The sequence below is a fragment of the Embleya sp. NPDC059213 genome, from assembly GCF_042754445.1.
In the GTDB taxonomy this organism is placed as follows: domain Bacteria; phylum Actinomycetota; class Actinomycetes; order Streptomycetales; family Streptomycetaceae; genus Embleya.
This window is the reverse complement of the sequence record NZ_JBHZAV010000024.1, coordinates 14,734-37,753: the sequence shown is the minus strand read 5'-3', so window position 1 is coordinate 37,753 and position 23,020 is coordinate 14,734. Positions and strand designations below refer to the sequence as shown.

Genomic DNA, 23,020 nt, shown 5'->3' with positions numbered 1-23,020 from the left:
CCGACGTCGGTTCGGGTGGGCGATCCGTGCCGAAGCCCGCTCCGGTGTCGGGCCGGGTCGGCCACCCGTTCCGGTGGGCGGCCCGCCCGACGGCGGTTACGGCGCGATCGCTTGTCCCGCGATCGGTTCCGGGCCGTCGGTTCGGGCGCCGGACAGGATGGCGTCGAGCAGGCCGGGATAGCGCGCGTCCAGGTCGTCGCGGCGCAGCGAGAGCAGGTTCTCCCGGCCGGACGGGTGTTGCCAGATGACGCCGCTGTCCCGGAGTACGCGCCAGTGGTGCGTCATGGTCGACTTCGAGGTCACGCCCAGCACGGCCAGCACGCTGCCGCAGTTGTGCTCGCCGCCGGCGTCGAGCACCCGTACGGCGCCCAGGCGGAGCGGATTGCCGAGCGCCGAAAGCACGTTCTCGATCCGGATCCGATCACGGTCCGGGTGGCGAAAGCTCATTCTCCCACTGTACAGCGACATTCGAACAATCGCTTGGCGCGGGCCACTTCACCTGCGCGAATACCGTCTTGACGCGCCCTGAAACGGTCCCGGTCGAGGGGATCGGTCTTGCCGGACTGTCCGACTGTACGCAATCATTCGTACGGTCGCGATCGGCCGGGCGTCCCTGCCCGTCGGTCGCCGGAACCACGACCGAGACCCGATCACGTGACCCGCGAAGGGGCGTACTCGCATGTCCACTTCATCCGCACCGGCGTCGCCGGGGGCGACCTCCGGCACCGCCGGACGACACCTCGGCTGGACGCTGGCGCTGTTGGCTCTGGCACAACTGATCTACGCCCTCGACCTGAACATCGTCTTCGTCGCACTTCCCGAGATCGGCGCGGACCTGGGCTTCCCCGGTCAGACCCAGCAACTGGTGGTCAGCGCATACGTCGTCTTCGCGGGCGGCTTTCTGCTCGTCGGCGGCCGGGCGGCGGACCTGCTCGGGCGCCGGCGGACCTTCGTCGTCGCCCTGCTCGTCTACGCGCTGTCCTCGCTGGCGGGCGGCCTGGCCGCCGACTCGGGCACGATCATCGCCGCGCGCGCCGTGCAGGGCATCGGCGGCGCGCTGTTGCTGCCGGCCACCCTGTCGCTGATCAACACGCTCTTCGAGGAGGGACCCAAGCGCAATCGGGCGCTCGCGGTCTGGGGCGGCGCCGGAGCCAGTGGGCTGACCATCGGTGCACTGCTCGGCGGCGTACTGACCGAGAACTTCGGCTGGCCGGCCGTGTTCTTCGTCAACGTCCCGCTTGCCGGACTGGCCGCGTCGGCCGCGCTGTTCGTGATCCCGCGCGATCCGGCCCGAGGGGCGCGGCGTCGGTTCGACCTCCCCGGTGCGTGCAGTGTGACGGCGGGCTCCACCCTGCTGGTGGCCGCGCTGGTCGAGGGGCCGGAACTGGGTTGGGGCAGCCCGCCGGTGGTCGGCGCGTTCGTGCTCGCCGCCCTGCTGCTCGGGCTGTTCGCCGTCGTCGAGGCGCGCACGGCCGACCCGTTGATGCCCTTCCGGCTGTTCCGCAACCGCAGTCTCACCGTCGGGATGAGCATCACGTTCATCTACATGGCCACCTTCGGCGTGTTGCCGTACTTCCTCACCGTGTTGATGCAAAGCGTGCACGGCTACAGCGCGTTGGAGACCGGACTCGCGTTCCTGATTCCCTCGGTCGCGATCGCCGCCGGCACCCAACTCGGCGAGCGGTCGGCCACCGGGATCGGCACCCGCCGCACGTTGCTGATCGGCTTCGTGATCGGCGCGGTGGGCACGGCCGGGCTCGCTGCGGGGTTCGATGCCGACGCCGGCTACGGCCTGCTCGTACCCGGGCTGGTGGTCTCCGGCATCGGTCAGGGCATCGTGTGGACCGCGATGTGGATCGCCGCCGCCACCGGCACCTCGGCGCAGGAGCAGGGCGTCGCCAACGGGATCGCCTCCACCGCGCTCAATCTCGGCAACGCGATCGGCCTCGCCGTGTTCACCGCGATTGCCGACGTCGGCACCGGCGGCAGGACCGGTGACGCCCTGCGCACCGCCACCGCCGACGGCGAGCTCCTGGTGGTCCTGCTCACCGCCGCGGGCATGATCGGCGGCCTGCTCGTCACATTGGCCCTGCGCCGGCAACGCGACGGCGCGGGCGACTCGACGACGGCCGTCGGGACACCCGCGGACGGCGAGGCACTCGCCACCCGCTGACCGGCCCGAGTCCGGTGACCGCGCGCACCCGGTGGAACTTCGCCATCCGGTCCGGCGACGCCGCGGACGGCCGACGCGCCGAGCGTCGACCGTCCGCGCCGGCTCCGGGCGCAAGCGACGGCCGGACGGCCCGGACGGCGCGGCGCTCGACTTCGACGCGGAAGAACGGACCGGGGCGGGTGCGCATCGCTCACATGTCGAACAGGGCGCTGACGCTTTCGCCGTTGTGGATGCGGCGGACGGCCTCGGCGAGGGCCGGTGCGATGGACAGGACCCGGAGCTTGTCGGTGTGTTCACCGGCGGGGATCGGGACCGTGTTGGTGCAGACGATCTCCAGCACATCGGGCTGGTCGGACAGGCGCTTGAGCGCACCGGCCGCGAACAGGCCGTGCGTACACGCGACGCGGATCGAGCGGGCACCCAACTCGCGCAGCCGATCCAGCAGTTCCAGTACGGTGCTGCCCTTGGCGATCTCGTCGTCCAGGACGATCACGTCCCGCCCGGCGACCTCGCCGATCACCGCGCTGATCGCCACCCGGTCGTCGGCGAAGCGCTGCTTGGCGCCGGCGGCGACCTGGGCGCCGAGCATCCGGGCGAAGGCGGCGGCCTCCTTGGCGTTGCCCAGGTCGGGCGAGACCACGGTGGTGTTGGACAGGTCGTAGCGCCGGAAGTGGTCGGCCAGCTCGCGCAGCGCGTGCAGGTGGTCGACCGGAACCGAGAAGAACCCGTGCACCTGCGGCGAGTGCAGCGTCATCGCCAGCACCCGGCTCGCACCCGAGGCGACCATCAGGTCGGCGACCAACCGGCCGCCGATCGAGATGCGCGGCGCGTCCTTCTTGTCCGAGCGGGCGTAGGCGTAGTGCGGCATCACCACGGTGATCCGGCCCGCCGAGGCGCCGCGCGCGGCGTCGCACATCAGCAACAACTCGACCAGGTTCTCCTGGACCGGCGCGACCAGTGGCTGGATCAGGAAGACGTCGTGTTCGCGGCAGTTGGCCTGAAGTTGCACCTCCAGGCAGTCGTTCGCGAATCTGTTCACCCGGGTCGGACTGAGCGGGACACCCAGGTGCGCACAAACCTGGGCGGCCAGTTGAGGATGTGCGCTTCCGCTGAACACGGCGATCTCTCGCACGAACGCTCCTTGTTCCGGTCGAATCGCTGTCGCCATCGAGTCGCAGTCGTCGGCCCGCCGCCAAGAACGATCACCATCGCGGCACCGGCCCGCGCCACATGCTACGGGCCGACCCCCGAGCCCCCGAAACCCCGGACGCCACGGCCCACACCTCTCAACGGCGCTGCACGATAATGCGCCGCGTGAAGACATTACGAACGGTGGTCGTGGGTACGGCGATGATCGTCGTCGTCATCGAAGCCGTCTGGGCCTTCGGGTTCGTGCTGTTCCTGGGCGACGCGATGATTTTCGGCCTGGGCCCGGAGGACGGTACCGCGCCGCCGAGCGAGCGCGAGGTCCTGCCGACGCGCGTCCTGATGTGGACCGTGGTCGCGGGTGCCCTGGTGCAGGCCGCGTGGGTGTGGAGGTCGCTCGGTCGCCGGTTGGAGGTGCGCGGCAGCGCGCCGTGGGGCATCGGGTGCGCGATCGTCGCGCACATCGTGGTGAGCGTGCTGTCGGTGGTGGACGGCTCCGGGTGGGCAGCGTGGGTGTTGTGGTTGCCACTGTGTCTGCTGCTGCTCGCGGGAGCACTCACGCGCGACGACGGGGCTCGGACGACCGGGATCGTCACCGCGGCCTGAGGCCGCTCGGCCGCCGGCCGGGTCCGCTTCGCGTTCGTGCCGCGCGATCCGCGCGAACGGATCCGGCCGGCGGGCTGCTCGGCCGGGGATCGACGACCCGCCCTACGGCAGTCGGGCGCCGATCCGCAGCAGTACGTCGCCCGAGCCGTCGGGCGACCGGTGGACCGACCACACTCGTTCGGAGATGGTGGTGCCGCGTTCGGTGCCGTATTCGGCCACCCACAACGTCACGTGCTCGTCCGTGTCGACCAGCACCTGGGCCGTCGTCCGCGAGCCGTCCGCGAACAGCAGGTCGCCCGGCGTCGTCCCGACCCGGTGCGGATCGGTGGTCCCCGGCGCGTGCACCCGCACCAGGCTGCCCGGATACAGGTGTGAACCTGCGGCCCGCAGGACGGGTCGCTCGACGGCGTCGCTCACGCGTGCCGCTCCTTCCCTCGAGTACGCAGCTCGCGCACCGTGACCATCGGGTCCCAGCGGCCCATGCGGTCGCGTACCAGTGGATAGCAGGCCAGGCCCGGCAGCACCGAGGTGAAGTGCCCGACGTCGGGGAACGTCCGGCCTCGGGTGCTGCGGGCGTGTGACACGGCCGGCTCCTCGTCGGACCCGCCGGGTGGACCCGGTGGCCGTCCGCTGCTCGATGGGCGGGGGGCCCGGCGTTCGTGCCGAATCCCCGGCCCATCCAACGCCATCGAGCCCCCCGGCGCTCCCGGTGCTGCGCCCAACGGGTGACCCGCGATTCGGCCGACCGGGCACCCGTGCGGCCGAACTCCCCGGCGGTCAGGCCCAGTCCCAGCCGATGCCCACGAGCCCGGGGCCGACGTCCTGTTCGGCCAGGTGGACCACGCAGTGGCTGCCGTTGAGGGTCAGGTCGCGCCGGTCGGTGCGGGGGGCGCCCGCCGTGCTTCGGGTGAAGCGTCGGCAGTGGACCGGCAGGGCGGCGGGATCGAAGCGCACCTGGAGCACGTATTGCCCGCACGGGAAGGTGAAGCCGCGGACATACTCGTCACTGGGCCCGCCGGTGCCGTCCTCGAAGCCGTAGCCGAAGACGTAGGTGTCGCCGGACCGCAACCGTGCGTCGAACAACAATTCGGCCACCAGCACCGCCGCGTCACGATTCCAACGCACCCGCCCCACCCGGCAGTTCTCCGTCGCCCGAACCCGGACCTGCTCGGGTGTGCAGCCTCGGTCGCCGATGTGGATGGCGAGGTAGCGGTCCACCCCGTCGCGATGCGCGCGGACCACGTGTTGCGAAGCGCGGTCCAGGAGTTCGCGGCGGGCCCCGACCCGGACCTGTTCGAGCTGACACACCGTGTGCAGGCCGCCGTCCGCCGGTGACTCCAGGTCGGTCAACAACCGGCCCAGCGTGCCGGGCTGTTCCATCACCACCCGGTAGGAGCGCGACGCGGGGCGCGGGGTGACCTCCGGTTCCAACAACCTGGTCAGTGCGTGCGGCGGCAGGTCGAGCACCTCCTCCAACGCCCGTACCGCGCGCAACGATTCGGCGCGCTGCGGCCGGCGCGCCCCCTGTTGCCAGTAGCTGAGGCTGGTCACCCCGACCTGCACGCCCCGCTGGGCCAGCCGGTGCTGCACCCGGTGCAGGGCCAGGCCGCGGGCGGCCAGCGCCGCGCGCAAGGCCAGATGGAACGGACCCGCGCGCAGGGCCCGCGCCAACTCCGCCTCGACCGGCTCGCCCCGGGTATCGGTCCGCGACATCGCTCGCCTCCCTTGTGAACGTTCACCGCGGACCGGTCGGGATCGGCGCTCGCGACCGAGGTGTTCCAGCGGACCGGTCACGCCTCGTTCACACGCCGGTCCAGGCGTTCACACCACCGCTTCACCCCGCATTGAAGCGTCTTGAACACACCGCGACAACACCCGATGCTCCACCTTGCAGCGTCCGGACGCGCACCACGCCCCACCCCGTCCCTCCAGCACGGAAGGAACGCCATGACTCGAACGTCCCCACGCACGGGCCGCATATCCGGCCGTCGAACCTCGGCCCTGACCCTCGCGGTGGTCGCCCTGCTCTCGGCGCTGCTCGCGGTGCCCTCCGCCGCTTCCGCCTCGACCGCGGGCAACTCCGCGCCGCTCGCCTCGGCACCGACCTCGACGGAGCAGGCGCAACCGCTCGCGCTCGCCGCCAAGAGGCTGAACATCACCATGCAGGCCCAGCAGAAGAGCAACTGGTGCTGGGCGGGCTCGGGCAACACCATCGCGACCTGGTACGGGCGCAACTACAGCCAGAACCAGTTCTGCAACGCGGCATTCGGCCGTTCGCAGAGCACCGAGTGTCCCAATTCCCAGGCCACGCTGGGCAACGTGCAGAGCGGGTTGCGCTGGGCCGGGATCAACTCCGGTTCCTACGTGACCGGTTGGCTGCAATACAGCACGGTGCAGACCGAGATCAACGCGGACCGGCCGATCGAGACCCGGATCCAGTGGTCCTCCGGCGGCGGGCACATGCACGTGATCTACGGCTACGACACCGCGCAGAGCTGGGTCTACTGGGGCGACCCGTGGCCGAGCAGCACCCGCTACAACTGGGCCTCGCACAACTGGTACGTGAACAACAACGAGTTCTCCTGGACCCACTCGCTCTACCGGATCGGAGCGTGACGCCATGACCGGAGGCGGCATCAAGCGCCTGTTCGCGGCGGGCACCCTCGCGGCGGCGCTCACCCTGACGCTCACCCCGCAGGCCGCGCACGCCGCGCCCGTACCCGCGCCGCCGGCGCCGGACGCGATCAGCATGGGCAGCGCGCGCGACGTGATCGCGGCGCCCGGCACGCTCGACACGTTGTCCAGGTTCTTCGCCCGCGACGGCGCGCTCGCCGCGGCGGACGCGGCGCCCCGGATCGAGGGCGACGTGGTCGCCGTGTACACGCTGGCCCCGGAGTTCGTCGCGGCCCGGCCGGGGGCTCGGCCGGTGCCGATCGCCCGGCAGGAGTTCCTGGCCGCCACGGTGGTGGCCGCGGACGGTCGCCGGGCGTCGGTGTGGACGGCCGACACCCCGGCCGGCCGGCAGGTGGTCAACATCGCGGATGGTGACGACGAGGCCCGATACGCCGCGGCGGGCGCGAGCCTGTCGTCCGGTGGCATCGTCTTTCGCGAGCCGCAGATCAACGCCTGGTTCGTGCAGAGCGGCGACCGGGTGTTGCCGCTGAACGCCGACGCGAAGCGTGTGGTCGGCGCCGGCGGGACGAGTGTCTCGGCCTACCACGACCGGGTACACCGGGCCTACGCGGACAAGTTGCCCGGCTCCGGCTACGACGCCAAGGGCCTGGCCGGCGGCTTCGGGCCGAACGACACCGGTTCGGGCACCGCACGCCCGGCCGACGACCCGTTCGGCGTCGGACCGACCGCGCTCGCCGGGGTGGGCCTGCTGGGCGTCGCCGGCGTGGGCGGCGTGCTGGTCACGGTTCGGCGGCGCCGCGGCTGATCCGCCGCTCGGTGCCTTCCGGCCGGGCGGGGTCGACGCTCCCCACGTCGACCCCGTTCGGCCGGCCCCGCCACGACCGCACCCGCGTCCGCCGAGCATGCGGGCGTGGGCGCGGTCGTTCCGCCGGACGGGCCTACATGCGCTCGGGCGTCGCGATGCCCAGCAGGTCCAGGCCGCGCGCCAGGGTGCGGGCGGTCAGGTCGCACAGGATCAACCGCGAGCGTCGGACCTCGCCCTCCGAGCGCAACACCGGACACTCCTCGAAGAACCCGGTGAACGTGGTGGCCAAGGCGAACAGGTGGTGGGCGAGGCGGTGGAAGTCCGACGACTCGCCGACCTCCTCGACCACGTCCGGGAAGGCCAGGAGCCTTAGGGCCAGCGCCCGTTCGGCCGGCTCCCGGATCACCAGGGGCCCGGCCGCCGAAGGTGCCTCGCCACCGGCCTTCCGCAGGATCGAACGGGTCCGGGCATGCGCGTATTGAAGATACGGCGCGGTGTTGCCGTCGAAGGACAACATCCGGTCGTAGTCGAAGCGATAGTCCTTGCGCCGATCCCCGGACAGATCCGCGTACTTCACCGCACCGATGCCGACCGCCCGGGCCACCGCCGCCCGTTCGTCCGGGTCCAGGTCCGGGTTCTTCTCGGCGATCGTGGCGGCGGCCCGGGTCACCGCCTCGTCGAGCAGGTCCATCAGCTTGATCGAGGCCCCGGCCCGGGTGCGCAGGATCTTCCCGTCGGAGCCCAGGACGTAGCCGAAGTCGACGTGCTCGACCCGCGGGCCTGCGGCGCCCCGGCCCACGGCCCGCGCGGGGGTCGCATCGTCCCGGTCCGCATCCCGCGCCCGCGCACCATGCCAGCCCGCGTCCCGCGCCGTCGCGAAGACCATCTCCAGATGCCCGCTCTGCGGTGTGCCCACCACATACAACAGCCGGTCCGCCGCCAGGTCCCGCAACCGATGCCGCAGGGTGGCCAGATCGGTGGCGGCGTACCCGAAGCCGCCGTCGCCCTTGCGCACGATCAGCGGCAGCGGTTCGCCGTCGCGATTGACGAACCCCGCCGGGAAGACGCACTGCGCGCCGGCGCTCTCCCGGAGCAACCCCAGCTCGGCCAACTCCTCGACCAGCGGCGGCAGTCGGTCGTTGTAGCTGCTCTCCCCGCAGAAGTCGTCCGCGGTGAGCCGCACACCGAGGCGGGCATAGACGGCCATGAAGTACTTCTTCGATTCGGTCACCAGGATCCGCCACAACCGCAGCGTGGTCGGATCGCCCGCCTGCAACGCGACCACCCGCTCGCGGGACCGGACCCGGAACGCCTCGTCCGCGTCGAACGCCCGCCGCGCGGCCTGGTAGAATCCGGTCAGATCGCCGACCGAGAGTTCGTGCGCGGCCTCGGACTCACCGACGTCCAGGAGGTGTTCGATCAGCATGCCGAACGGCGTGCCCCAGTCGCCGAGATGGTTGCGGCGCAGCACGGTGTGGCCCTGCCATTCCAGCACCCGCACGGCCGCGTCGCCGATGATCGTCGAGCGCAGGTGGCCGACGTGCATCTCCTTGGCGGTGTTCGGGCCCGAGTAGTCGACGACGATCGTCTCGGGCCGGGCGGTACGCGGCACGCCCAAGCGTTGGTCGGCCGCGATCGCGGCGAGCAGCCGGCCGAGGGCGGTCGGCGCGAGGGTGAGCTCGACGAAGCCGGGTCCGTTGATCCGCACCGCCGAACACAGGTCGTCCAGCTCGGCGTACCGGAGCACCTCGGCCGCGATCTCACGCGCGTCGCGGCCCAGGCGTCGGCCCAGGGCCAGGGCCCCGTCGCACTGGAAGTCCGCGTGCCGGCCGCGACGCAGCACGGGATCGGCGGGCATGCCCGCGACCCGTGCGAACGCCGGGGCCAGCCGCTCGATGAGCAGCTTCTCCGGAGTGACCATGCGGGGAAGCTAGCCCACCGGGCCCGCCGGATTCATGTCATTTTCCCGAGTCGGCGGGGGAGCGGGGTGGGTCAACGGGTCCCGGGTGTCCGGTCGGAGCGGGTGATCCGGTCGAGTTCCGCGTCGAGCGTGCGGGTCGCGGCGGTGGCGTTCAGCCGCTCGGGGTAGAGCAGGACGTGCAGGCTCAGGCCGTCGATCATGGCCAGCAACTCGGCCGTGGTCCGGTCCACGTCGACGTCGTCGATCAGTTCGCCGTTGTCCCGGGCGTCGCGCAGGACACCGCGGACGATCACGCTCAGGTCCTCGCGTTCGCGGCGATTGCTTTCGGCGACCTTCGGGGCGACCAGGCTGCGATGCCACACGGCCGCTTCGAGCACGGTCTCCCGGTGGCGTTCCTCGTCCAGGGGCAGCAGGTCGGCCAGGCCGGCGCGCAGCGCGTCCAGGCCGAAGCGGCCGGCGGTGAGGTCGAAGAAGCGGCGGGCGATCCGGCGATGGGACCAGTGCACGGCGGCGAGCAACACGTCGTCGGCATCGGCGAGGTCGAGCTCCGCCGGCGGGCACTCCAGGGCCGCGGCCACCTCCTCGGGTTCGACCGCACCACCACCCTTGGCCGACACGAGTCGGAACGCGGCGGCGCGCACTCGGTCCTGGTCATGGGCAGCATCCTTGGGACCCGGCATGCCGGCAGCTTAGAGCCTGCCCCACCGATATCGACGGACCCGACACCCCCCGCGCCCCGCGTGCCCGCCACCACCGCGGTCCCGGGGAAGGGGGCCTACAACACCAGGGACAGCAGGAGCACGAAGCCGCCCCCGACCACCGAGATGATGGTTTCCATCAGCGACCAGGTCTTCACGGTCTGGCCCACGCTCATCCCGAAGTATTCCTTGACCAGCCAGAATCCCGCGTCGTTGAGGTGGCTGAAGAACAGCGAGCCCGCGCCCACGGCCAGCACGAGCAGGGCGGTGTGGGTGCTGCTCATGTCCGCGGCCAGGGGCGCCACCAGGCCCGCGGCCGAAATGGTGGCCACCGTCGCCGAGCCGGTGGCCAGCCGGATCGCCACCGCGATCAACCACGCCAGCAGCAGCGGCGAGACGGCCCAGTCCTGGGATATGTCCAGGATCATCCGGCCGACGCCCACGTCGACCAGGGTTTGCTTGAAGCCGCCGCCCGCGCCGACGATCAGCAGGATGCCGGCGATCGGCAGCAGCGCCTTCTCCACCGTGCCGGACAACCGGTCCTTGGTGAATCCGGCGGCCCGGCCGAGCGTGAACATCGCCACGATCACCGCCGAGAGCAGCGCGATCAGCGGCGAGCCGGCCACGTCGGCGACCCGCTGGACCCGGTTCGCGGGGTCGTCGACGACGATGTCGACCAGCGCCTTGCCGAGCATCAGCACCACCGGGAGCAGCACCGTGCCCACCGTGACGGCGAAGCTCGGCCGCCGCCCCGGGTCCACCGAGGGGCGTTCCGGGACCAGGTCCTGCGGCGGCTCGATATCCACCCAGCGCGCCGCGTACCGGCCGAACAGCGGACCGGCGATGGCCAGCGTCGGGATCGCCACGAGCACGCCCAGCGCGAGCACCACGCCCAGGTCGGCGTCGATCGCGTCGATGGCCGCGAGCGGTCCGGGATGCGGCGGGACCAGGCCGTGCATCACGGACAGGCCGGCCAGCGCCGGGATGCCCACCCGCATCAGCGAGTGGTTGCCGCGCTTGGCCACCAGGAGCACGACCGGGATCAGCAGCACCACGCCGACCTCGAAGAACAGCGGCAGGCCGATGATGCCCGCGATCAGCGCCATCGCCCAGGGCATGGTGCGATCGCTCGCCTTGGCCAGGATGGTGTCCACGATCTGGTCGGCGCCGCCGGAGTCGGCCAGCAACTTGCCCAGGATCGCGCCGAGCGCGATCAGTACACCCACACCCGCGACGGTGGAGCCCAGACCGGAGGTGAAACTGGCGATCGCCTTGTCCAGCGGTGCCGCCGCGACCGCGCCGAGCACCAGCGACCCGATGGTCAGCGCGAGGAAGGCGTGCAGCTTGAACCGGCCGATGAGCAGCACGATCACGCCGATGCCGACCAGGACCGCGAGGCCCAGTTGGGCGTGTCCGGCGGAGGTGATCGGTTCGGCCGGCGCCCCCGCCGCCAACGCCCGCAGGTCGATGGTGCTCACGAAATTCCCTGGTTCGTTTCGAGGCCGCGCAACGCGGCGACGGCCTGCTCGGTGATGGCGTCGGGGCCGGGCGCGACGTCGAGCGCGAGGCCCCGCTCGTCCGGCTCCAGCGCCTGCAGATCGGCGAACTGCGAGTCGAGCAGCGTCTCCGGCATGAAGTGGCCGGTCCGCTCGTGCAGCCGCGCGGCGATCAGCGCGCGGTCGCCGACCAGGTGGAGGGTGACCACCTCGGGCGCCACCCGGCGCAGTCGGTCGCGGTAGGCGCGTTTGAGCGCGGAGCAGCCGACCACGCCGCCGGAGCGCGCGTGTGCGGCGAGCCACTCGCCGATGGAGTCCAGCCACGGCGCGCGGTCCACGTCGTCCAACGGGATCCCGGCCGACATCTTGGCGATGTTGGCGGGCGGGTGGAAGTCGTCCGCGTCCGCGTAGGGCACCCGCAGTTCGGCGGCCAGCAGTCGGCCGACCGTGGACTTGCCCGTGCCGGACACACCCATGACCACCACGACCTGGGGGGCGTTCATCGATACCTCGCTGTCCTTGCCCGGCTCGTGTTCGGGCGCCGTCCCATACCCAAACGCATAGGTACTACTTAATCAAGCTCTTGAAGCAATTAAGTCATACATAATCCAGGGCGTCCGTCGCACCCCGCCCAGTAGGCTGACGCCATGGAGAACGAGGGCCGGGGCTTGCATATGAAGGTGCTGGAGTCCCTCGGGCCGGCCATCGCGGCCGGCGCCTACCCCGCCGGCACGGTTTTGCGCACCGACGAGCTGGAACATCGGTTCGAGGTCTCGCGCACCGTGGTCCGCGAGGCGGTACGGGTGCTGGAGTCGATGCAACTCGTCGAGTCGCGCCGCCGGGTCGGGGTCACCGTGCGCCCACCCGAGCAGTGGAACGTCTTCGACCCGTACGTGATCCGCTGGCGCCTGGCCGGCGCCGATCGTCCGCGCCAGCTCCGCTCGTTGACCGCGCTGCGCTCGGCGATCGAACCCGCGGCGGCGGCGCTGGCCGCCGAGTCCGCGACCCCGGCCCAGTGCGCCGCGCTGACCGAGCACGCGCTGGGCATGGTCTCCACCTCGCGCGGGCGGCAGTTGACGGCATACCTCGTGCACGACATCGCCTTCCACCGGGTGATCCTGGCCGCGTCGGGCAACGAGATGTTCGCCCGCCTGGGCGACGTGGTGGCCGAGGTGCTGACCGGCCGCACCCGCCACCACGTGATGTTTCCGGACCCGGATCCGAGCGCGGTCACCCTGCACGTACGCGTCGCCGAGGCGGTCCGCGAGGGCGACGCGGCCGGCGCGGAGCGGCTGACCCGCGAGATCACCGTCGGTGCGATGGCCGAACTGGAAGTACTGGCACCGGAGTTCGACTCCGAAGCCGAGCACGCCTGAGCTGCGGCTCGTTCTCGGAGCCGTCGGCAAAAACCGGCAAGATCAACAACATCCCTGTCCGGAAAGGGACTTCACCTCCGTAGACGTGGTTCCGACCATTGACCGAGTGGTCTGGACCACTTAACTTGAAGAACGCACTACGGATGTGAACAACCGGTGAAACAAGACGTACGACGCGGACCCGGACCGTTCGAACGTCCTTCGCATTCACTCGTCCCCTAGGAGAGTTCCATGCGTAAAAGGACCATCCTGACGGCGCTGACCATCCCCGCCGTCTCGTTTCCCCTGATGATGGCCGGTACGGCGGGCGCGCACGGCTGGGTCACCAGCCCGCCCAGCCGGGCCGCCTACTGCGCTCAGGGCACTGTCGCCAACTGTGGTGAGATCCAGTGGGAGCCGCAGAGCGTCGAGGGCCCCAAGGGCTTCCCGGCGCGCGGACCGGCCGACGGCGCGCTCTGCGCGGGCGGCAACAGTCGATTCGCCGAACTCGACGACCCGCGTGGCGGCGCGTGGCCGAGCACCCCGGTGACCTCGGGGTCGAGCAAGACGTTCACCTGGAAGCTCACCGCGCGGCACGCCACCACGACGTTCCGCTACTTCATCACCAAGGCGAGCTGGAGTCCCGGTCAGGCGATCACCCGGGGGCAGTTGGAGAGCACCCCGTTCCTGTCCGTCCCCTACGGCGGAGTGCAGCCGGGCTCGACCGTCTCGCACACCGGCACGCTCCCGGCCGGTCGTAGCGGCAAGGCGGTGATCTTCGCGGTGTGGGACATCGCGGACACCGGCAACGCCTTCTACCAGTGCACCGACGTCACCTTCTGATCGGCCGCTCCCGCTGATCGACCCCGGCCGCCGATCGATCTCTCCCGTCGATCGGCGTCCCTTCCGATCGACCCGTCCCGCCCATCCCACGCCGGGCAGGACGGGAAGGGCCGGTGGGCCGCCGTGCCGCGGCGGCCCACCGGCACGCGCGGACCGCACGTCACCCGCCGCCGGGCCGGGCCCGTACGTGCATGCGCTCGCCCTGCTTGCCGTACAGGCTGAGGAACTCCACCGGCTCCGGCCCCGCGCAGATGAAGGCGTGCGGGGTACGGGTGTCGAACTCGGCGGCCTCGCCCGCGCCGAGCACGAGGTCGTGCGCGCCCAGGAACAACCGCAGCCGACCGGACAGGATGTACATCCACTCGTAGCCCTCGTGCGTCTGCAACTCCGGCTCGGTCCCGCCGAGTCCGGGCGGCAGGATCTGTTTGAACGCGTGCAGTCCGCCGCTGTACCGGGTCAACGGAATGATGGTCATTCCGTAGCGCTGGATCGGGCGCGCGTGCACCCGCGGATCGCCGGTCTCCGGCGCGTCCACCAACTCGTCCAGTTGCACGCCGAACGCCTTCGCCAGCGGCAGCAGCAGTTCCAGGGTGGGCTTGCGCTGCCCGGACTCCAGCCGGGACAACGTGCTCGCGGAGATCCCGGTCGTCGCGCTCAACTCGGTCAGCGTGGTGCCCCGCTCCTGGCGCAGGGCTCGCAGTCGCGGGCCGACGGCGGTCAGGACGGAGGTGAGTTCGCCATCGTTCATGGGCACTATTTGCCGACTCGGCAACAAGGTTTGTCAACCGGAGCGGGCCGGGCGGACCATGTCGATCGGGCGCCGAACCACACGTCGCCCGGCCCGGCCGGCCCGGCCGGCGCGCACCCGCCATCGCCACGGAGGACCCCACGATGACCGACGACCGGCACGCCGAGCACACCGAACAGCCCTCGGCGGCGGAGATCTGGGACGCCCGCTACGCGGAGAGCACCCGGATCTGGAGCGGCAAGCCCAACGTCACCCTGGTCCGGGAGACCTCGGACCTGCCGCCCGGCCGCGCTTTGGACGTGGGCTGCGGCGAGGGCGGCGACGCGATCTGGCTCGCCAAGCGCGGCTGGCGGGTGACGGCCATCGACGTCTCCCGGATCGCGCTGGAGCGGGCCGCCGAGCACGCGAAGGAGGAGCAGGTCGCCGACCTGATCGACTGGCAGTGGCACGACTTGGGCGCGACCTTCCCGGCCGGCAGCTTCGACCTGGTCTCGGCGCACTTCCTGCACTCGCACGGCGAATTGGACCGCGACGCGATCCTGCGCACCGCGGCCACCCGGGTCGCGCCCGGCGGCGTGCTCCTGATCGTCGGCCATTCGGGGGTCGCGCCGTGGGAGAAGGACAAGCACCCCGGCGTGGTCCTGCCGACCCCCGCCGAGGTCCTCGCCGCGCTCGAACTCCCGGTGGCGCAGTGGGCGGTGCTGCGCAACGAGGAGCACGAGCGGATCCAGAACGACCCCGAGGGCCGCCCGACCACCCGCACGGACAACACGCTGATGGTGCGCCGACTGGCCGACTAGACCCCGGTCGGCGCGTGCGGTCGGCCGGCCTCGTGGGTGACCGAGCAGCGCTCCGTCGCCTCGTACCGGATCCGGCTCAGGCCGCCGTCGGCCCACCGCACGTCCACCCCCGACGCCGTCGCGCTCACCTGCGGCGCCGGGGTGGGCGTCGCATCCGCCCAGGTCAGCGCCAGCACGGACACCAGCGGCTCGGCCGCCACCGTGCCCTCCAGCACGGCCAGTTCGGCCCGCTCGCCGAACGCGGTCCCGTGCGGTGCCGAGCCGACGGCCGCCCGCTCCCACCCGTGTGCGCCGGTGAGTGTGCCGTGCACCGACGTGGTGCGGACCCACGCGTCGAGACCCGCGGCCGAGGAGCGCAGTTCCTCGCCCGCCGCCGGCGCCGGCGCCCATCCGCTCTCCCGCACCGCGGTGCCCGCCGGCGCCCGTACGAGGTGCACGCGCACCTCGTACGGGCCGCGCACCACGCTGACCGACACGATCCGGGTGCCCGGGACCGGCTGCCCGTCGAGCGTGGGCGAGTGCGCCGAGGCCGCCCACCCGGGACCCGCGCCCAGCGGCTCGATCCGGCCACGCTCGGTGACCCGGCCGGCCAGTACCAGCCCGATGTGGTTGTCCGCCGGATCGCCGCCGCGGGTGGGGCCGGTCATCGTCGAATAGGCGAGCCGCGCGTACAGCGGATCGTCGGCGTCGAGCGCGGCGGTCGGCCCGACCGGCTGGTGGTCGGCGCCGTGGTTGACCAACCGGGCCACCCCGTGCCCGGAGTGTACGAGCAGCCCCGGCCCCGGCAGGCCGAGTACCGGCTCCGGGTCCGCGTGCTCGGCCGGCCCGGCGCTCTCGTACGCGGTCCACACCTCGTGCCGCTCGGGCAACAGCAGGCCGACGAAGCCCTTGGCCGCCCAGTACGGCGACGCCGAACCCGAGTAGGGCTGCACGGTCGCGGCGTCCGGGCCGTACCAGCCCAGCGAGAGCAGGCCGTCGCGGGCCGCGCCCCGGTCCAGGAAGTGTCGCAACACGCCACTGGCCAGGCGGCGGGTGGTGCCCGGCGGGTACGGCGTGGCGTCGACGAGCGCGCCCAGCCACAGCGGGGCCGCCGCCGCGAACCGGTAGGTGAGCGATCGCCCCTGGTGCAGCGGCGCGCCGGTGCGGTCGAAGAGCCGGCCGTAGCCGATCAGGAACTCGCGCAGCCGCTCGCGCCGGACCGGATCGGCCGGCGCGCCCGCGACCGCCGCGCACAACAGCGGATACAGGTGCATGGCCCAGCCGTTGTAGTGGTCGAAGTAGCGCCCGGCGCCGTCGGTGTACCACCCGTCGCCGACGTACCACTGCTCGATCCGGGCCAGACCCCGATCGATCGCGGCCCGGGCCTGCTCGGTGTGCCGGTCGGCCGCCTCCAGGAAGGTGCCCACCGCGACCGGGAAGAGCCACCAGTTGTTGTCCACCGGTTCGTGCCGCAGCGCCCCGGCCAGCCAGTCGGCCGCCCGCTCCCGGGTGCCCTCGTCGAGCCGGTCCCACAACTGATCCTTCGTCAGGTGCAGCGCCAGGGCCACCGACGCGGCCTCGACCATCGCCTGGCCACGATCGACCACGGCCGGCCAGGACTGCGGATCCGCCGTACCCGGCGCGGCCGTTCCGGTGCGCAGCCCGTCCGCGGACGGCTCCAGCAGGTCCGCCGGGACGGGCCGGCCGGAGGCGGCGGTGCCGGCCGCGCGCAGCGCCGCGAGCAGGAACGTCCGGGCGTAGCCCTCCAGGCCGTCCGAGCGCTCGCCGGACCAACTGGTGCGCCCGGGCAGGGTGATCAGCGCGCCGCCCGGCGAGCGGTACGGGCGCACCGCGGCGAGCAGACCGTCGGCCACCGCCTCCCAGTGCGCGCGGGTCCAGCCGGTGTACGGGCTCAGCACGCGGTCCTCCGGCGGCAGCACGAAGGGGTGCGGTGTGTTCACGGATCTCCTCGACTGGACGCGCCCGGGCGTCGACACGCTAGGCGGGGTCGATCGATCAGGTCAAGAGTCGGTTTGATCGAACGATCCTTTTCAATCAAAATCGAATGGCGATGCCCTAGGCTGAGCCGGTGGCCGGACAGCAGCCGGGCGCAGGGGGGCACGGCCCGGTCCGGGCGTGCGCTGATCGGAAGGACGACGTCCACGGTGTTGGCGGAACAGCGGCAGGAACTCATTCTCAGGACGGCCCGCGAGCAGGGCAGCGTCAAGGTGGTCGAGATCGCCGAGGAACTGGGCGTGTCCCTGGTCACCGTGCGGCGCGACGTGACCGCCCTGGTGGCGAGCGGCCTGCTGGCCCGGGTGCACGGCGGGGCCACCCTGCCGCACGCGCGCCCGGCCGCGGCCGAGCCCGGCCGGCCGGTCGCGAACGGCCACGACGGCCCGACCGTGGGCATGCTCGTCCCGTCCGCCACCTACTACTTCCCGGAGGTGGTGCGCGGCGCCCGGGACGCGGTCGAGGCGATCGGCGGCCGGCTGGTGCTCGGTATCTCGCGCTATCTGCCCAGCGAGGACCGGGACCAGGTGGACCAACTCCTGCGCGGCGGCGTGGACGGGTTGCTGCTGACCCCCTCGCGCGCGCCGGGACCGGGCGGCGAGGACGCGTGGATGGGCGAACTCCCGGTGCCCGTCGTCCTGGTGGAGCGCCGGGCCGAGATCGGCTCGGGGCTCGAACACCTGGACCGGGTGGCCTCCGACCACGCGCTCGGCGCGGCGCAGGCGGTCCGCCGACTGGGCGCACTGGGCCACGAGCGCATCCTGCTCGTGGCCCGGCTGGGCAGTCCGACCACGCCGGCCGTACACGCCGGCTACACCGCCGCGATGGCCGCGCTGGGGCTGACCCCGCCGGATCCGGCCGGGGTGGAGACGCCGCATCCGGGCGAGGACGCGGACGGCTTCGACCGGGCGGTCACCCGGGTGATCGAGGCGGCCCGTTCGGGGGCGGCCACCGCCGCGCTCGTGCACAACGACCAGGACGCCCTGCTCCTGGTGTCCCGGCTGCGCGCGGCGGGCCTGGAGGTGCCCGGTGACCTGGCGCTGATCGCCTACGACGACGAGGTGGCCGCACTGGCCGATCCGCCGCTGAGCGCGATCGCGCCGGCCAAGCACGAGGTCGGCCGGATCGCGGTCGAGTTGCTCGCCGCGCGGCTGGCCGACGGGGACGACGGGCGCGCGCCGCGGCACATCTCGCTGGTGCCCAGGCTGCGGCTGCGGGCCACCACCGAGCCGGCGGCGATGGAGGATCCGACCGAGTCGAACCACCCGATCGGGTCGACTCGAACAAACGAAAGCAACCAAGCCACTCTGTGATCGAACGATCATAGCGAGTTTCGTTTTTCATCGATTGTTCATTTGCTCTTGACGCTGTTCGCTCCTGACCGAATGATGCTCGCTATCGCCTTCGATACACGTTCGACCCAGGAGCGTCCATGCAGCGCACATCCATCAGACTCGGCACGGCTCTCGTCGGCATAGTCACCGCCCTGAGCCTCGTCACCGGTTGTGGCGGCGGCGGCGACAAGAAGAAGGACGCCGGGGCCGCCCCCGCCGCGTCCGGCGGCGGCCCTGGCCAGAAGCAGGAACTCACCTTCTGGTCCTGGACCAAGGGCACCCAGGAAGTCGTGGACGCGTTCAACAAGTCGCACCCCGACATCCAGGTCAAGTACGAGCAGATCCCGTCCGGCAACGCCGGCGGCTACGCGAAGATGGCCAACGCGGTCAAGGCCGGCAACGCGCCCGACGTGCTGACCATCGAGTACCCGCAACTGCCGGACTTCGTCAGCCAGGGGGCCGTGCAGGACCTCACGTCGAAGGTGTCCGGTCTCAAGTCGAAGTTCCCCGCGTCGGTCAACAAGCTGACCGAGCTCGGCGGCAAGACCTGGGCGGTGCCGCTGGACGCCGCGCCGATGGCGCTGTACTACCGCAAGGACTTCTTCACCGACCACAACATCCCGGTCCCCAAGACCTGGGACGAGTACCGGGCCGCCGCCGAGCAGGTCAAGAAGGCCGACCCGAACGCCCGGATCGGCACCTTCTACCCGGACGACCCCAGCACCATGGCCGGGCTGACCTGGCAGGCCGGCGGCGCCTGGTTCGGCACCGAGGGCGACGCGTGGAAGGTCTCGCTGACCGACCCGAACTCGCGCAAGGTCGGCGAGTACTGGAACAAGCTGGTCTCCGACGACCTGGTGCGCGTGCAGCCCTCGTTCAGCCAGCAGTGGAACGCCGACCTCAAGAGCGGCGGCACCGTCGGCATCGTCGGCGCCTCGTGGAGCGCGGGCGTGCTCAAGAGCAGCCAGCCCGACCTGGCCGGCAAGTGGGCGGTCGCGCCGCTGCCGGACTGGGGCACCCCGTCCAACGGCATGCTCGGCGGCTCGACCTTCGCGGTGAGCAAGGACAGCAAGAAGGGCAAGGCCGCGCTCACCTTCATCGAGTGGATGACCACCACCAAGGAGGGCATCTCCGCGCGGATCGCCAGCGGCACCTCCAGCGCGTACCCGGCCGCCACCGAACTGGTGCCCACCGCGGCGCAGTACTTCGACACCGGCTACTTCGGCAAGCAGGACATCTACCCGCTGTTCACCGAGGCGACCGGGAAGATCGGCGCCAACTGGACCTGGGGACCGTCGATGACCCAGACCAACACCATCCTCAAGGACCAGTTCGGCAAGCTCTCCAGCGGCGGCAGCATCGTCGGCGCCCTGGAGGAGGCCCAGCGCACCACCGTCGAGGACCTGAAGAAGCGCGGCATCTCGGTCAAGAGCTGACCGCTCGCCCCTGCGCGGCCGGCCCGTCGGCCCGACCCGTGATCCGCAGGCCCCCGGTGCGCCGCGCGCCGTCCCGCACCGGGGGACCGCCACGAGGAAGCAGTTCCATGAACACATCCCTGCGCGCCGGACGCCGGCGCCGGAAGACCACCGCCGCGCTGTTCCTGACCCCGTTCTACGTCCTGTTCATCGCCACCATGGTCGTGCCGATCGGTTACGCGATCTGGCTCAGCCTGTTCACCGAGAAGACCTCGGGCCTGGGTTTCGGCGGCACCAGACGGGTGTTCAGCGGCTTCGGCAACTACGCCGACGCGCTCGGCGACGAGAAGTTCCGCGACGGTTTCGTCGCGATCGGGCTCTACTGCCTCCTTTACATCCCGGTGATGGTCGGCACCGCCCTGGCCCTGGCCCTGCTGTTGGACTCGGCGCTGGCCCGGGCCCGCCGGTTCTTCCAGCTCGCGCTGTTCCTGCCGCACGCGGTCCCGGGCATCATCGCCGCGTTGATCTGGGTCTACCTCTACACCCCGGGCCTGAGCCCGGTCGTGGAACTGCTCGAATCCGGCGGACTGCACTGGGACTTCCTGGCCTCGGACACCGCGCTGTTCTCGATCGTCAACATCGCCACGTGGGAGTGGATCGGCTACAACATGATCATCTTCTACGCCGCGCTCCAGGCGATCCCGCGCGAGGTGGTCGAGGCGGCCACCGTCGACGGCGCCGGGCCGGTGCGCATCGCGGTCTCGGTGAAGATCCCGATGATCCGCGCCGCCGTCGCGATGACGATGTTGTTCACCATCATCGGCTCGCTGCAACTGTTCACCGAGCCGTCCATCCTCAGCGACGCCAACCCGGCCGTCGGCAGCTCCTGGACACCCAACATGTACGCCTACTCGGCCGCCTTCCGCGCCAACGACTTCGGCCTCGCGGCGGCCGCCTCGGTGCTGCTCGCGGTATTCGCCGCGGCGCTGTCGTTCGGCGTCACCCGCCTGTCGTCCGGACGGAGGACCGCATGAGCACCACCGTGCAGCAGCCGGACGGGGCCGCGGCCCCCGCGCCCGCACCGAGCCGTACCCCCGCGGCCAAGCCCGCCCGTCGGCCGCGCCCCAAGGGCCGCGCCACCGAGGCGCTGATGGGCAAGGTCGCCGTCAACGGCGCCCTGGTGTTGGTCACGCTCTACATGATGTTGCCGCTGGCCTGGTTGCTGATCGCCGCGACCAAGGACATGGGCGGCCTGTTCGGCGGCGACGGCTTCGCGTTCGAGGGCTTCCACTTCACCGAGAACGTCAAGGCCGTCAGCACCGAGGGCGACGGCGTCTACTGGCGCTGGTACCTCAACAGCCTGCTCTACGCCGGCGTCGGTGCGGCACTCGGCTCGTTCATCAGCGTGCTGGCCGGATACGCCTTCGACAAGTTCGACTTCCCCGGGAAGGAGAAGTTGTTCGGCGGCGTGCTGCTGGGCGTGCTCGTGCCCACCACCGCCGTCGCGCTGCCGCTGTACCTGCTGGCGTCCAAGGTGGGTCTGGTCAACACCTTCTGGGCGGTGTTCATCCCGGTCATCGTCAACCCGTTCGGGGTCTACCTGGCCCGGGTGTTCAGCGCCGGCTACATCCCCGGCGAGGTGCTCGAAGCCGCCCGGATGGACGGCGCCGGCGAGATTCGCACCTTCTTCTCGGTCGCCATGCCGATGATGATGCCGGGCTTCGTGACCATCTTCCTGTTCCAGTTCACCGCGATCTGGAACAACTTCTTCCTGCCCCTGGTGATGCTCTCCGACCAGAAGTTGTACCCGGTCAGCCTGGGTCTGTACTCGTGGAACACCAACGCGCACGCCTACCCCGAGTTCTATCCGCTGGTCATCACCGGATCGTTGATGGCCGTGGTACCGCTGGTCGTCGCCTTCGTCTCGCTCCAGCGCCACTGGCGTGCGGGCCTGTCCGCGGGGAGCGTCAAGTGAGCAACGGCACCACCCGATTCGAGCCCGCCGCCGGCGCGTCCGTGCCGGTACGACACCGGCCCCGACTCCTGCTCGCGATGGACCCCTCGGTGGCCGGTCGCATCCTCGACGCCGAGGCGCGCGAGCGGCTGAGCGCGCTGGCCGAGGTCGATCTCGACCTGATCGCGGGCGACTTCGACAACCCCGCGGCCGCCGCCGCGCTCGCCGAGGCGGAAGTGCTGTTCACCTGCTGGGGCAGCGCCCCGCTGGACGCCGCGGTGCTGGCTCGGGCACCACGATTGCGCGCGGTCGTGCACGCGGCGGGTTCGGTCAAGCACCACCTGACCGACGCCGCGTGGGAGCGCGGTCTGATCGTCTCCTCCGGCGCGGCGGCCAACGCGCTGCCGGTGGCCGAGTACACCGTCGCCGCCGTGCTGTTCGCCAACAAGCGGGTGTTGCGGATCCGGGACGCCTACCGCGCGGAACGGCGCCTGGTGGACTGGGACGCGCGCTTCCCGGGGTTCGGCAACTACCGGCGCACCATCGGCATCGTCGGCGCCTCCCGGATCGGCCGGCGCGTGCTCGAACTGTTGCGCCCGTTCGACTTCGAACTGCTGCTGCACGACCCGTATGTGACTCCCGATCAGGCCGAGGCACTGGGCGCGCGTGGGGTGGACCTGGACGAACTGGTCCGGCGCTCGGACGTGGTCAGCGTGCACGCCCCCGAACTGGAGTCCACCCGACACCTGCTGGACCGCCGCCGGCTGGCGCTGATGCGCGACGGTGCGACGCTGATCAACACCGCCCGAGGCTCCCTCGTGGACCAGGACGCACTCACCGAGGAACTGGTCACCGGCCGCCTCGACGCGGTCATCGACGTCACCGAACCCGATGTCCTCCCGCCCGCCTCACCCCTGTACGACCTGCCCAACGTCCTCCTGACCCCGCACATCGCCGGCTCCCTGGGCGGCGAACTGCGTCGCATGGTCGCCCACGCCCTCGACGAACTCGACCGCTACACCCGGGGCCTCCCCTTCACCCACGCCGTCGAGGCCGCCACCCTCACCCACTCCGCCTGACTCCCCGCCGCCGGCCGAGCC

Annotated in this window: 23 protein-coding genes; 12 read left to right on the top strand and 11 right to left on the bottom strand. The window is 71.5% G+C overall.

Translation table 11 applies throughout. The annotated features are described in order from the left end of the window. Positions 1-96: 96 nt before the first annotated feature. Positions 97-447 (bottom strand): helix-turn-helix transcriptional regulator, encoded by a 351-nt coding sequence (locus ACFXMF_RS12375; RefSeq protein WP_360317045.1) that lies wholly within the window; start codon positions 445-447, stop codon positions 97-99. 232 nt (positions 448-679) lie between these two features. Between ACFXMF_RS12375 and ACFXMF_RS12370 the strand changes: the two genes are divergently transcribed. Beyond that, a complete protein-coding gene (locus tag ACFXMF_RS12370) occupies positions 680-2,173 on the top strand; it encodes an MFS transporter (protein ID WP_379992849.1) in 1,494 nt (497 codons plus the stop codon). A gap of 190 nt (positions 2,174-2,363) precedes the next feature. On the opposite strand, the gene ACFXMF_RS12365 is transcribed toward ACFXMF_RS12370, so the two are convergent. Next, a complete protein-coding gene (locus ACFXMF_RS12365) occupies positions 2,364-3,305 on the bottom strand; it encodes a ribose-phosphate pyrophosphokinase (protein WP_360317050.1) in 942 nt (313 codons plus the stop codon). Between the two features lie 182 nt (positions 3,306-3,487). Between ACFXMF_RS12365 and ACFXMF_RS12360 the strand changes: the two genes are divergently transcribed. Continuing rightward, positions 3,488-3,925 carry a hypothetical protein gene (locus tag ACFXMF_RS12360; RefSeq protein WP_379991778.1) on the top strand — a complete coding sequence of 146 codons (438 nt, stop codon included), beginning with the start codon at positions 3,488-3,490 and terminating at the stop codon, positions 3,923-3,925. 102 nt (positions 3,926-4,027) lie between these two features. Here ACFXMF_RS12360 and ACFXMF_RS12355 read toward each other — a convergent pair whose 3' ends face one another. The 3 genes from ACFXMF_RS12355 to ACFXMF_RS12345 all read right to left on the bottom strand — a co-directional run bounded on the left by ACFXMF_RS12355 (position 4,028) and on the right by ACFXMF_RS12345 (position 5,638). Then, positions 4,028-4,342, bottom strand: a complete 315-nt coding sequence (locus ACFXMF_RS12355) for a hypothetical protein (RefSeq protein ID WP_360317055.1) — start codon at positions 4,340-4,342, stop codon at positions 4,028-4,030. Continuing rightward, entirely contained in the window at positions 4,339-4,509 is a 171-nt protein-coding gene (locus tag ACFXMF_RS12350; RefSeq protein WP_360317057.1) for a rhomboid-like protein, read from the bottom strand. Before ACFXMF_RS12350 ends, ACFXMF_RS12355 begins: the two co-directional genes overlap by 4 nt. A 193-nt stretch (positions 4,510-4,702) precedes the next feature. Continuing rightward, a complete protein-coding gene (locus ACFXMF_RS12345) occupies positions 4,703-5,638 on the bottom strand; it encodes a hypothetical protein (RefSeq protein ID WP_360317059.1) in 936 nt (311 codons plus the stop codon). A gap of 234 nt (positions 5,639-5,872) precedes the next feature. On the opposite strand from ACFXMF_RS12345, the gene ACFXMF_RS12340 reads away from it, so the two are divergent. Together ACFXMF_RS12340 and ACFXMF_RS12335 are read left to right on the top strand one after the other, a co-directional pair. Continuing rightward, positions 5,873-6,541, top strand: coding sequence for a papain-like cysteine protease family protein (locus ACFXMF_RS12340; RefSeq protein ID WP_360317062.1), 669 nt, complete (start codon positions 5,873-5,875; stop codon positions 6,539-6,541). A 4-nt stretch (positions 6,542-6,545) separates the two neighbouring features. Continuing rightward, positions 6,546-7,364, top strand: coding sequence for a hypothetical protein (locus ACFXMF_RS12335; RefSeq protein WP_379991779.1), 819 nt, complete (start codon positions 6,546-6,548; stop codon positions 7,362-7,364). A 133-nt stretch (positions 7,365-7,497) separates the two neighbouring features. On the opposite strand, the gene ACFXMF_RS12330 is transcribed toward ACFXMF_RS12335, so the two are convergent. From ACFXMF_RS12330 to ACFXMF_RS12315, 4 genes are all read right to left on the bottom strand, one after another. Further along, on the bottom strand, positions 7,498-9,285 hold the full coding sequence (locus ACFXMF_RS12330; protein WP_379991780.1) for an arginine--tRNA ligase: 1,788 nt from the start codon (positions 9,283-9,285) through the stop codon (positions 7,498-7,500). 71 nt (positions 9,286-9,356) lie between these two features. Beyond that, complete coding sequence (locus ACFXMF_RS12325; protein ID WP_360317071.1) at positions 9,357-9,965, bottom strand: TetR family transcriptional regulator C-terminal domain-containing protein; 609 nt, start codon at positions 9,963-9,965, stop codon at positions 9,357-9,359. Between the two features lie 95 nt (positions 9,966-10,060). Beyond that, positions 10,061-11,461 (bottom strand): gluconate:H+ symporter, encoded by a 1,401-nt coding sequence (locus ACFXMF_RS12320; RefSeq protein ID WP_360317074.1) that lies wholly within the window; start codon positions 11,459-11,461, stop codon positions 10,061-10,063. After that, positions 11,458-11,982: a gluconokinase gene (locus ACFXMF_RS12315; protein ID WP_360317077.1), complete on the bottom strand. Its 525-nt coding sequence runs from the start codon at positions 11,980-11,982 to the stop codon at positions 11,458-11,460. The genes ACFXMF_RS12320 and ACFXMF_RS12315 overlap by 4 nt, the downstream gene beginning before the upstream one ends. A gap of 144 nt (positions 11,983-12,126) precedes the next feature. Here ACFXMF_RS12315 and ACFXMF_RS12310 point away from each other — a divergent pair, with 144 nt between their 5' ends. Further along, positions 12,127-12,855 (top strand): FCD domain-containing protein, encoded by a 729-nt coding sequence (locus tag ACFXMF_RS12310; RefSeq protein ID WP_360317080.1) that lies wholly within the window; start codon positions 12,127-12,129, stop codon positions 12,853-12,855. 231 nt (positions 12,856-13,086) lie between these two features. Then, positions 13,087-13,677: a lytic polysaccharide monooxygenase gene (locus tag ACFXMF_RS12305; RefSeq protein WP_360317083.1), complete on the top strand. Its 591-nt coding sequence runs from the start codon at positions 13,087-13,089 to the stop codon at positions 13,675-13,677. 160 nt (positions 13,678-13,837) lie between these two features. Here ACFXMF_RS12305 and ACFXMF_RS12300 read toward each other — a convergent pair whose 3' ends face one another. After that, positions 13,838-14,425, bottom strand: coding sequence for an XRE family transcriptional regulator (locus ACFXMF_RS12300; RefSeq protein ID WP_360317085.1), 588 nt, complete (start codon positions 14,423-14,425; stop codon positions 13,838-13,840). A 143-nt stretch (positions 14,426-14,568) separates the two neighbouring features. Between ACFXMF_RS12300 and ACFXMF_RS12295 the strand changes: the two genes are divergently transcribed. Next, positions 14,569-15,225 carry a class I SAM-dependent methyltransferase gene (locus ACFXMF_RS12295; protein ID WP_360317087.1) on the top strand — a complete coding sequence of 219 codons (657 nt, stop codon included), beginning with the start codon at positions 14,569-14,571 and terminating at the stop codon, positions 15,223-15,225. Here ACFXMF_RS12295 and ACFXMF_RS12290 read toward each other — a convergent pair. Next, the gene (locus tag ACFXMF_RS12290; protein WP_379990337.1) at positions 15,222-17,165 is read right to left on the bottom strand and encodes a DUF2264 domain-containing protein; all 1,944 of its coding nucleotides are present in this window, start codon (positions 17,163-17,165) and stop codon (positions 15,222-15,224) included. The two genes, ACFXMF_RS12295 and ACFXMF_RS12290, sit on opposite strands and share 4 nt — an antisense overlap. 204 nt (positions 17,166-17,369) lie before the next feature. On the opposite strand from ACFXMF_RS12290, the gene ACFXMF_RS12285 reads away from it, so the two are divergent. From ACFXMF_RS12285 to ACFXMF_RS12265, 5 genes are all read left to right on the top strand, one after another. Continuing rightward, a complete protein-coding gene (locus ACFXMF_RS12285) occupies positions 17,370-18,530 on the top strand; it encodes a substrate-binding domain-containing protein (RefSeq protein WP_360317092.1) in 1,161 nt (386 codons plus the stop codon). 119 nt (positions 18,531-18,649) lie between these two features. Continuing rightward, the gene (locus tag ACFXMF_RS12280; protein ID WP_360317095.1) at positions 18,650-19,987 is read left to right on the top strand and encodes a sugar ABC transporter substrate-binding protein; all 1,338 of its coding nucleotides are present in this window, start codon (positions 18,650-18,652) and stop codon (positions 19,985-19,987) included. Between the two features lie 107 nt (positions 19,988-20,094). Continuing rightward, the gene (locus ACFXMF_RS12275) at positions 20,095-21,000 is read left to right on the top strand and encodes a sugar ABC transporter permease (RefSeq protein WP_360317097.1); all 906 of its coding nucleotides are present in this window, start codon (positions 20,095-20,097) and stop codon (positions 20,998-21,000) included. Next, positions 20,997-21,941: a carbohydrate ABC transporter permease gene (locus tag ACFXMF_RS12270; RefSeq protein WP_379990336.1), complete on the top strand. Its 945-nt coding sequence runs from the start codon at positions 20,997-20,999 to the stop codon at positions 21,939-21,941. Before ACFXMF_RS12275 ends, ACFXMF_RS12270 begins: the two co-directional genes overlap by 4 nt. Before the next feature lie 77 nt (positions 21,942-22,018). Continuing rightward, positions 22,019-22,999: a hydroxyacid dehydrogenase gene (locus ACFXMF_RS12265; RefSeq protein WP_360317184.1), complete on the top strand. Its 981-nt coding sequence runs from the start codon at positions 22,019-22,021 to the stop codon at positions 22,997-22,999. Positions 23,000-23,020 lie beyond the last annotated feature (21 nt).

What these genes read in the sequence shown, in the direction of transcription:
- ACFXMF_RS12375 (WP_360317045.1), bottom strand. Translation starts at nt 447, where the DNA reads ATGAGCTTTCGCCACCCGGACCGTGATCGGATCCGGATCGAGAACGTG.
- ACFXMF_RS12370 (WP_379992849.1), top strand. Translation starts at nt 680, where the DNA reads ATGTCCACTTCATCCGCACCGGCGTCGCCGGGGGCGACCTCCGGCACC.
- ACFXMF_RS12345 (WP_360317059.1), bottom strand. Translation starts at nt 5,638, where the DNA reads ATGTCGCGGACCGATACCCGGGGCGAGCCGGTCGAGGCGGAGTTGGCG.
- ACFXMF_RS12340 (WP_360317062.1), top strand. Translation starts at nt 5,873, where the DNA reads ATGACTCGAACGTCCCCACGCACGGGCCGCATATCCGGCCGTCGAACC.
- ACFXMF_RS12335 (WP_379991779.1), top strand. Translation starts at nt 6,546, where the DNA reads ATGACCGGAGGCGGCATCAAGCGCCTGTTCGCGGCGGGCACCCTCGCG.
- ACFXMF_RS12330 (WP_379991780.1), bottom strand. Translation starts at nt 9,285, where the DNA reads ATGGTCACTCCGGAGAAGCTGCTCATCGAGCGGCTGGCCCCGGCGTTC.
- ACFXMF_RS12325 (WP_360317071.1), bottom strand. Translation starts at nt 9,965, where the DNA reads ATGCCGGGTCCCAAGGATGCTGCCCATGACCAGGACCGAGTGCGCGCC.
- ACFXMF_RS12315 (WP_360317077.1), bottom strand. Translation starts at nt 11,982, where the DNA reads ATGAACGCCCCCCAGGTCGTGGTGGTCATGGGTGTGTCCGGCACGGGC.
- ACFXMF_RS12310 (WP_360317080.1), top strand. Translation starts at nt 12,127, where the DNA reads ATGGAGAACGAGGGCCGGGGCTTGCATATGAAGGTGCTGGAGTCCCTC.
- ACFXMF_RS12305 (WP_360317083.1), top strand. Translation starts at nt 13,087, where the DNA reads ATGCGTAAAAGGACCATCCTGACGGCGCTGACCATCCCCGCCGTCTCG.
- ACFXMF_RS12300 (WP_360317085.1), bottom strand. Translation starts at nt 14,425, where the DNA reads ATGAACGATGGCGAACTCACCTCCGTCCTGACCGCCGTCGGCCCGCGA.
- ACFXMF_RS12295 (WP_360317087.1), top strand. Translation starts at nt 14,569, where the DNA reads ATGACCGACGACCGGCACGCCGAGCACACCGAACAGCCCTCGGCGGCG.
- ACFXMF_RS12280 (WP_360317095.1), top strand. Translation starts at nt 18,650, where the DNA reads ATGCAGCGCACATCCATCAGACTCGGCACGGCTCTCGTCGGCATAGTC.
- ACFXMF_RS12275 (WP_360317097.1), top strand. Translation starts at nt 20,095, where the DNA reads ATGAACACATCCCTGCGCGCCGGACGCCGGCGCCGGAAGACCACCGCC.
- ACFXMF_RS12270 (WP_379990336.1), top strand. Translation starts at nt 20,997, where the DNA reads ATGAGCACCACCGTGCAGCAGCCGGACGGGGCCGCGGCCCCCGCGCCC.
- ACFXMF_RS12265 (WP_360317184.1), top strand. Translation starts at nt 22,019, where the DNA reads ATGGACCCCTCGGTGGCCGGTCGCATCCTCGACGCCGAGGCGCGCGAG.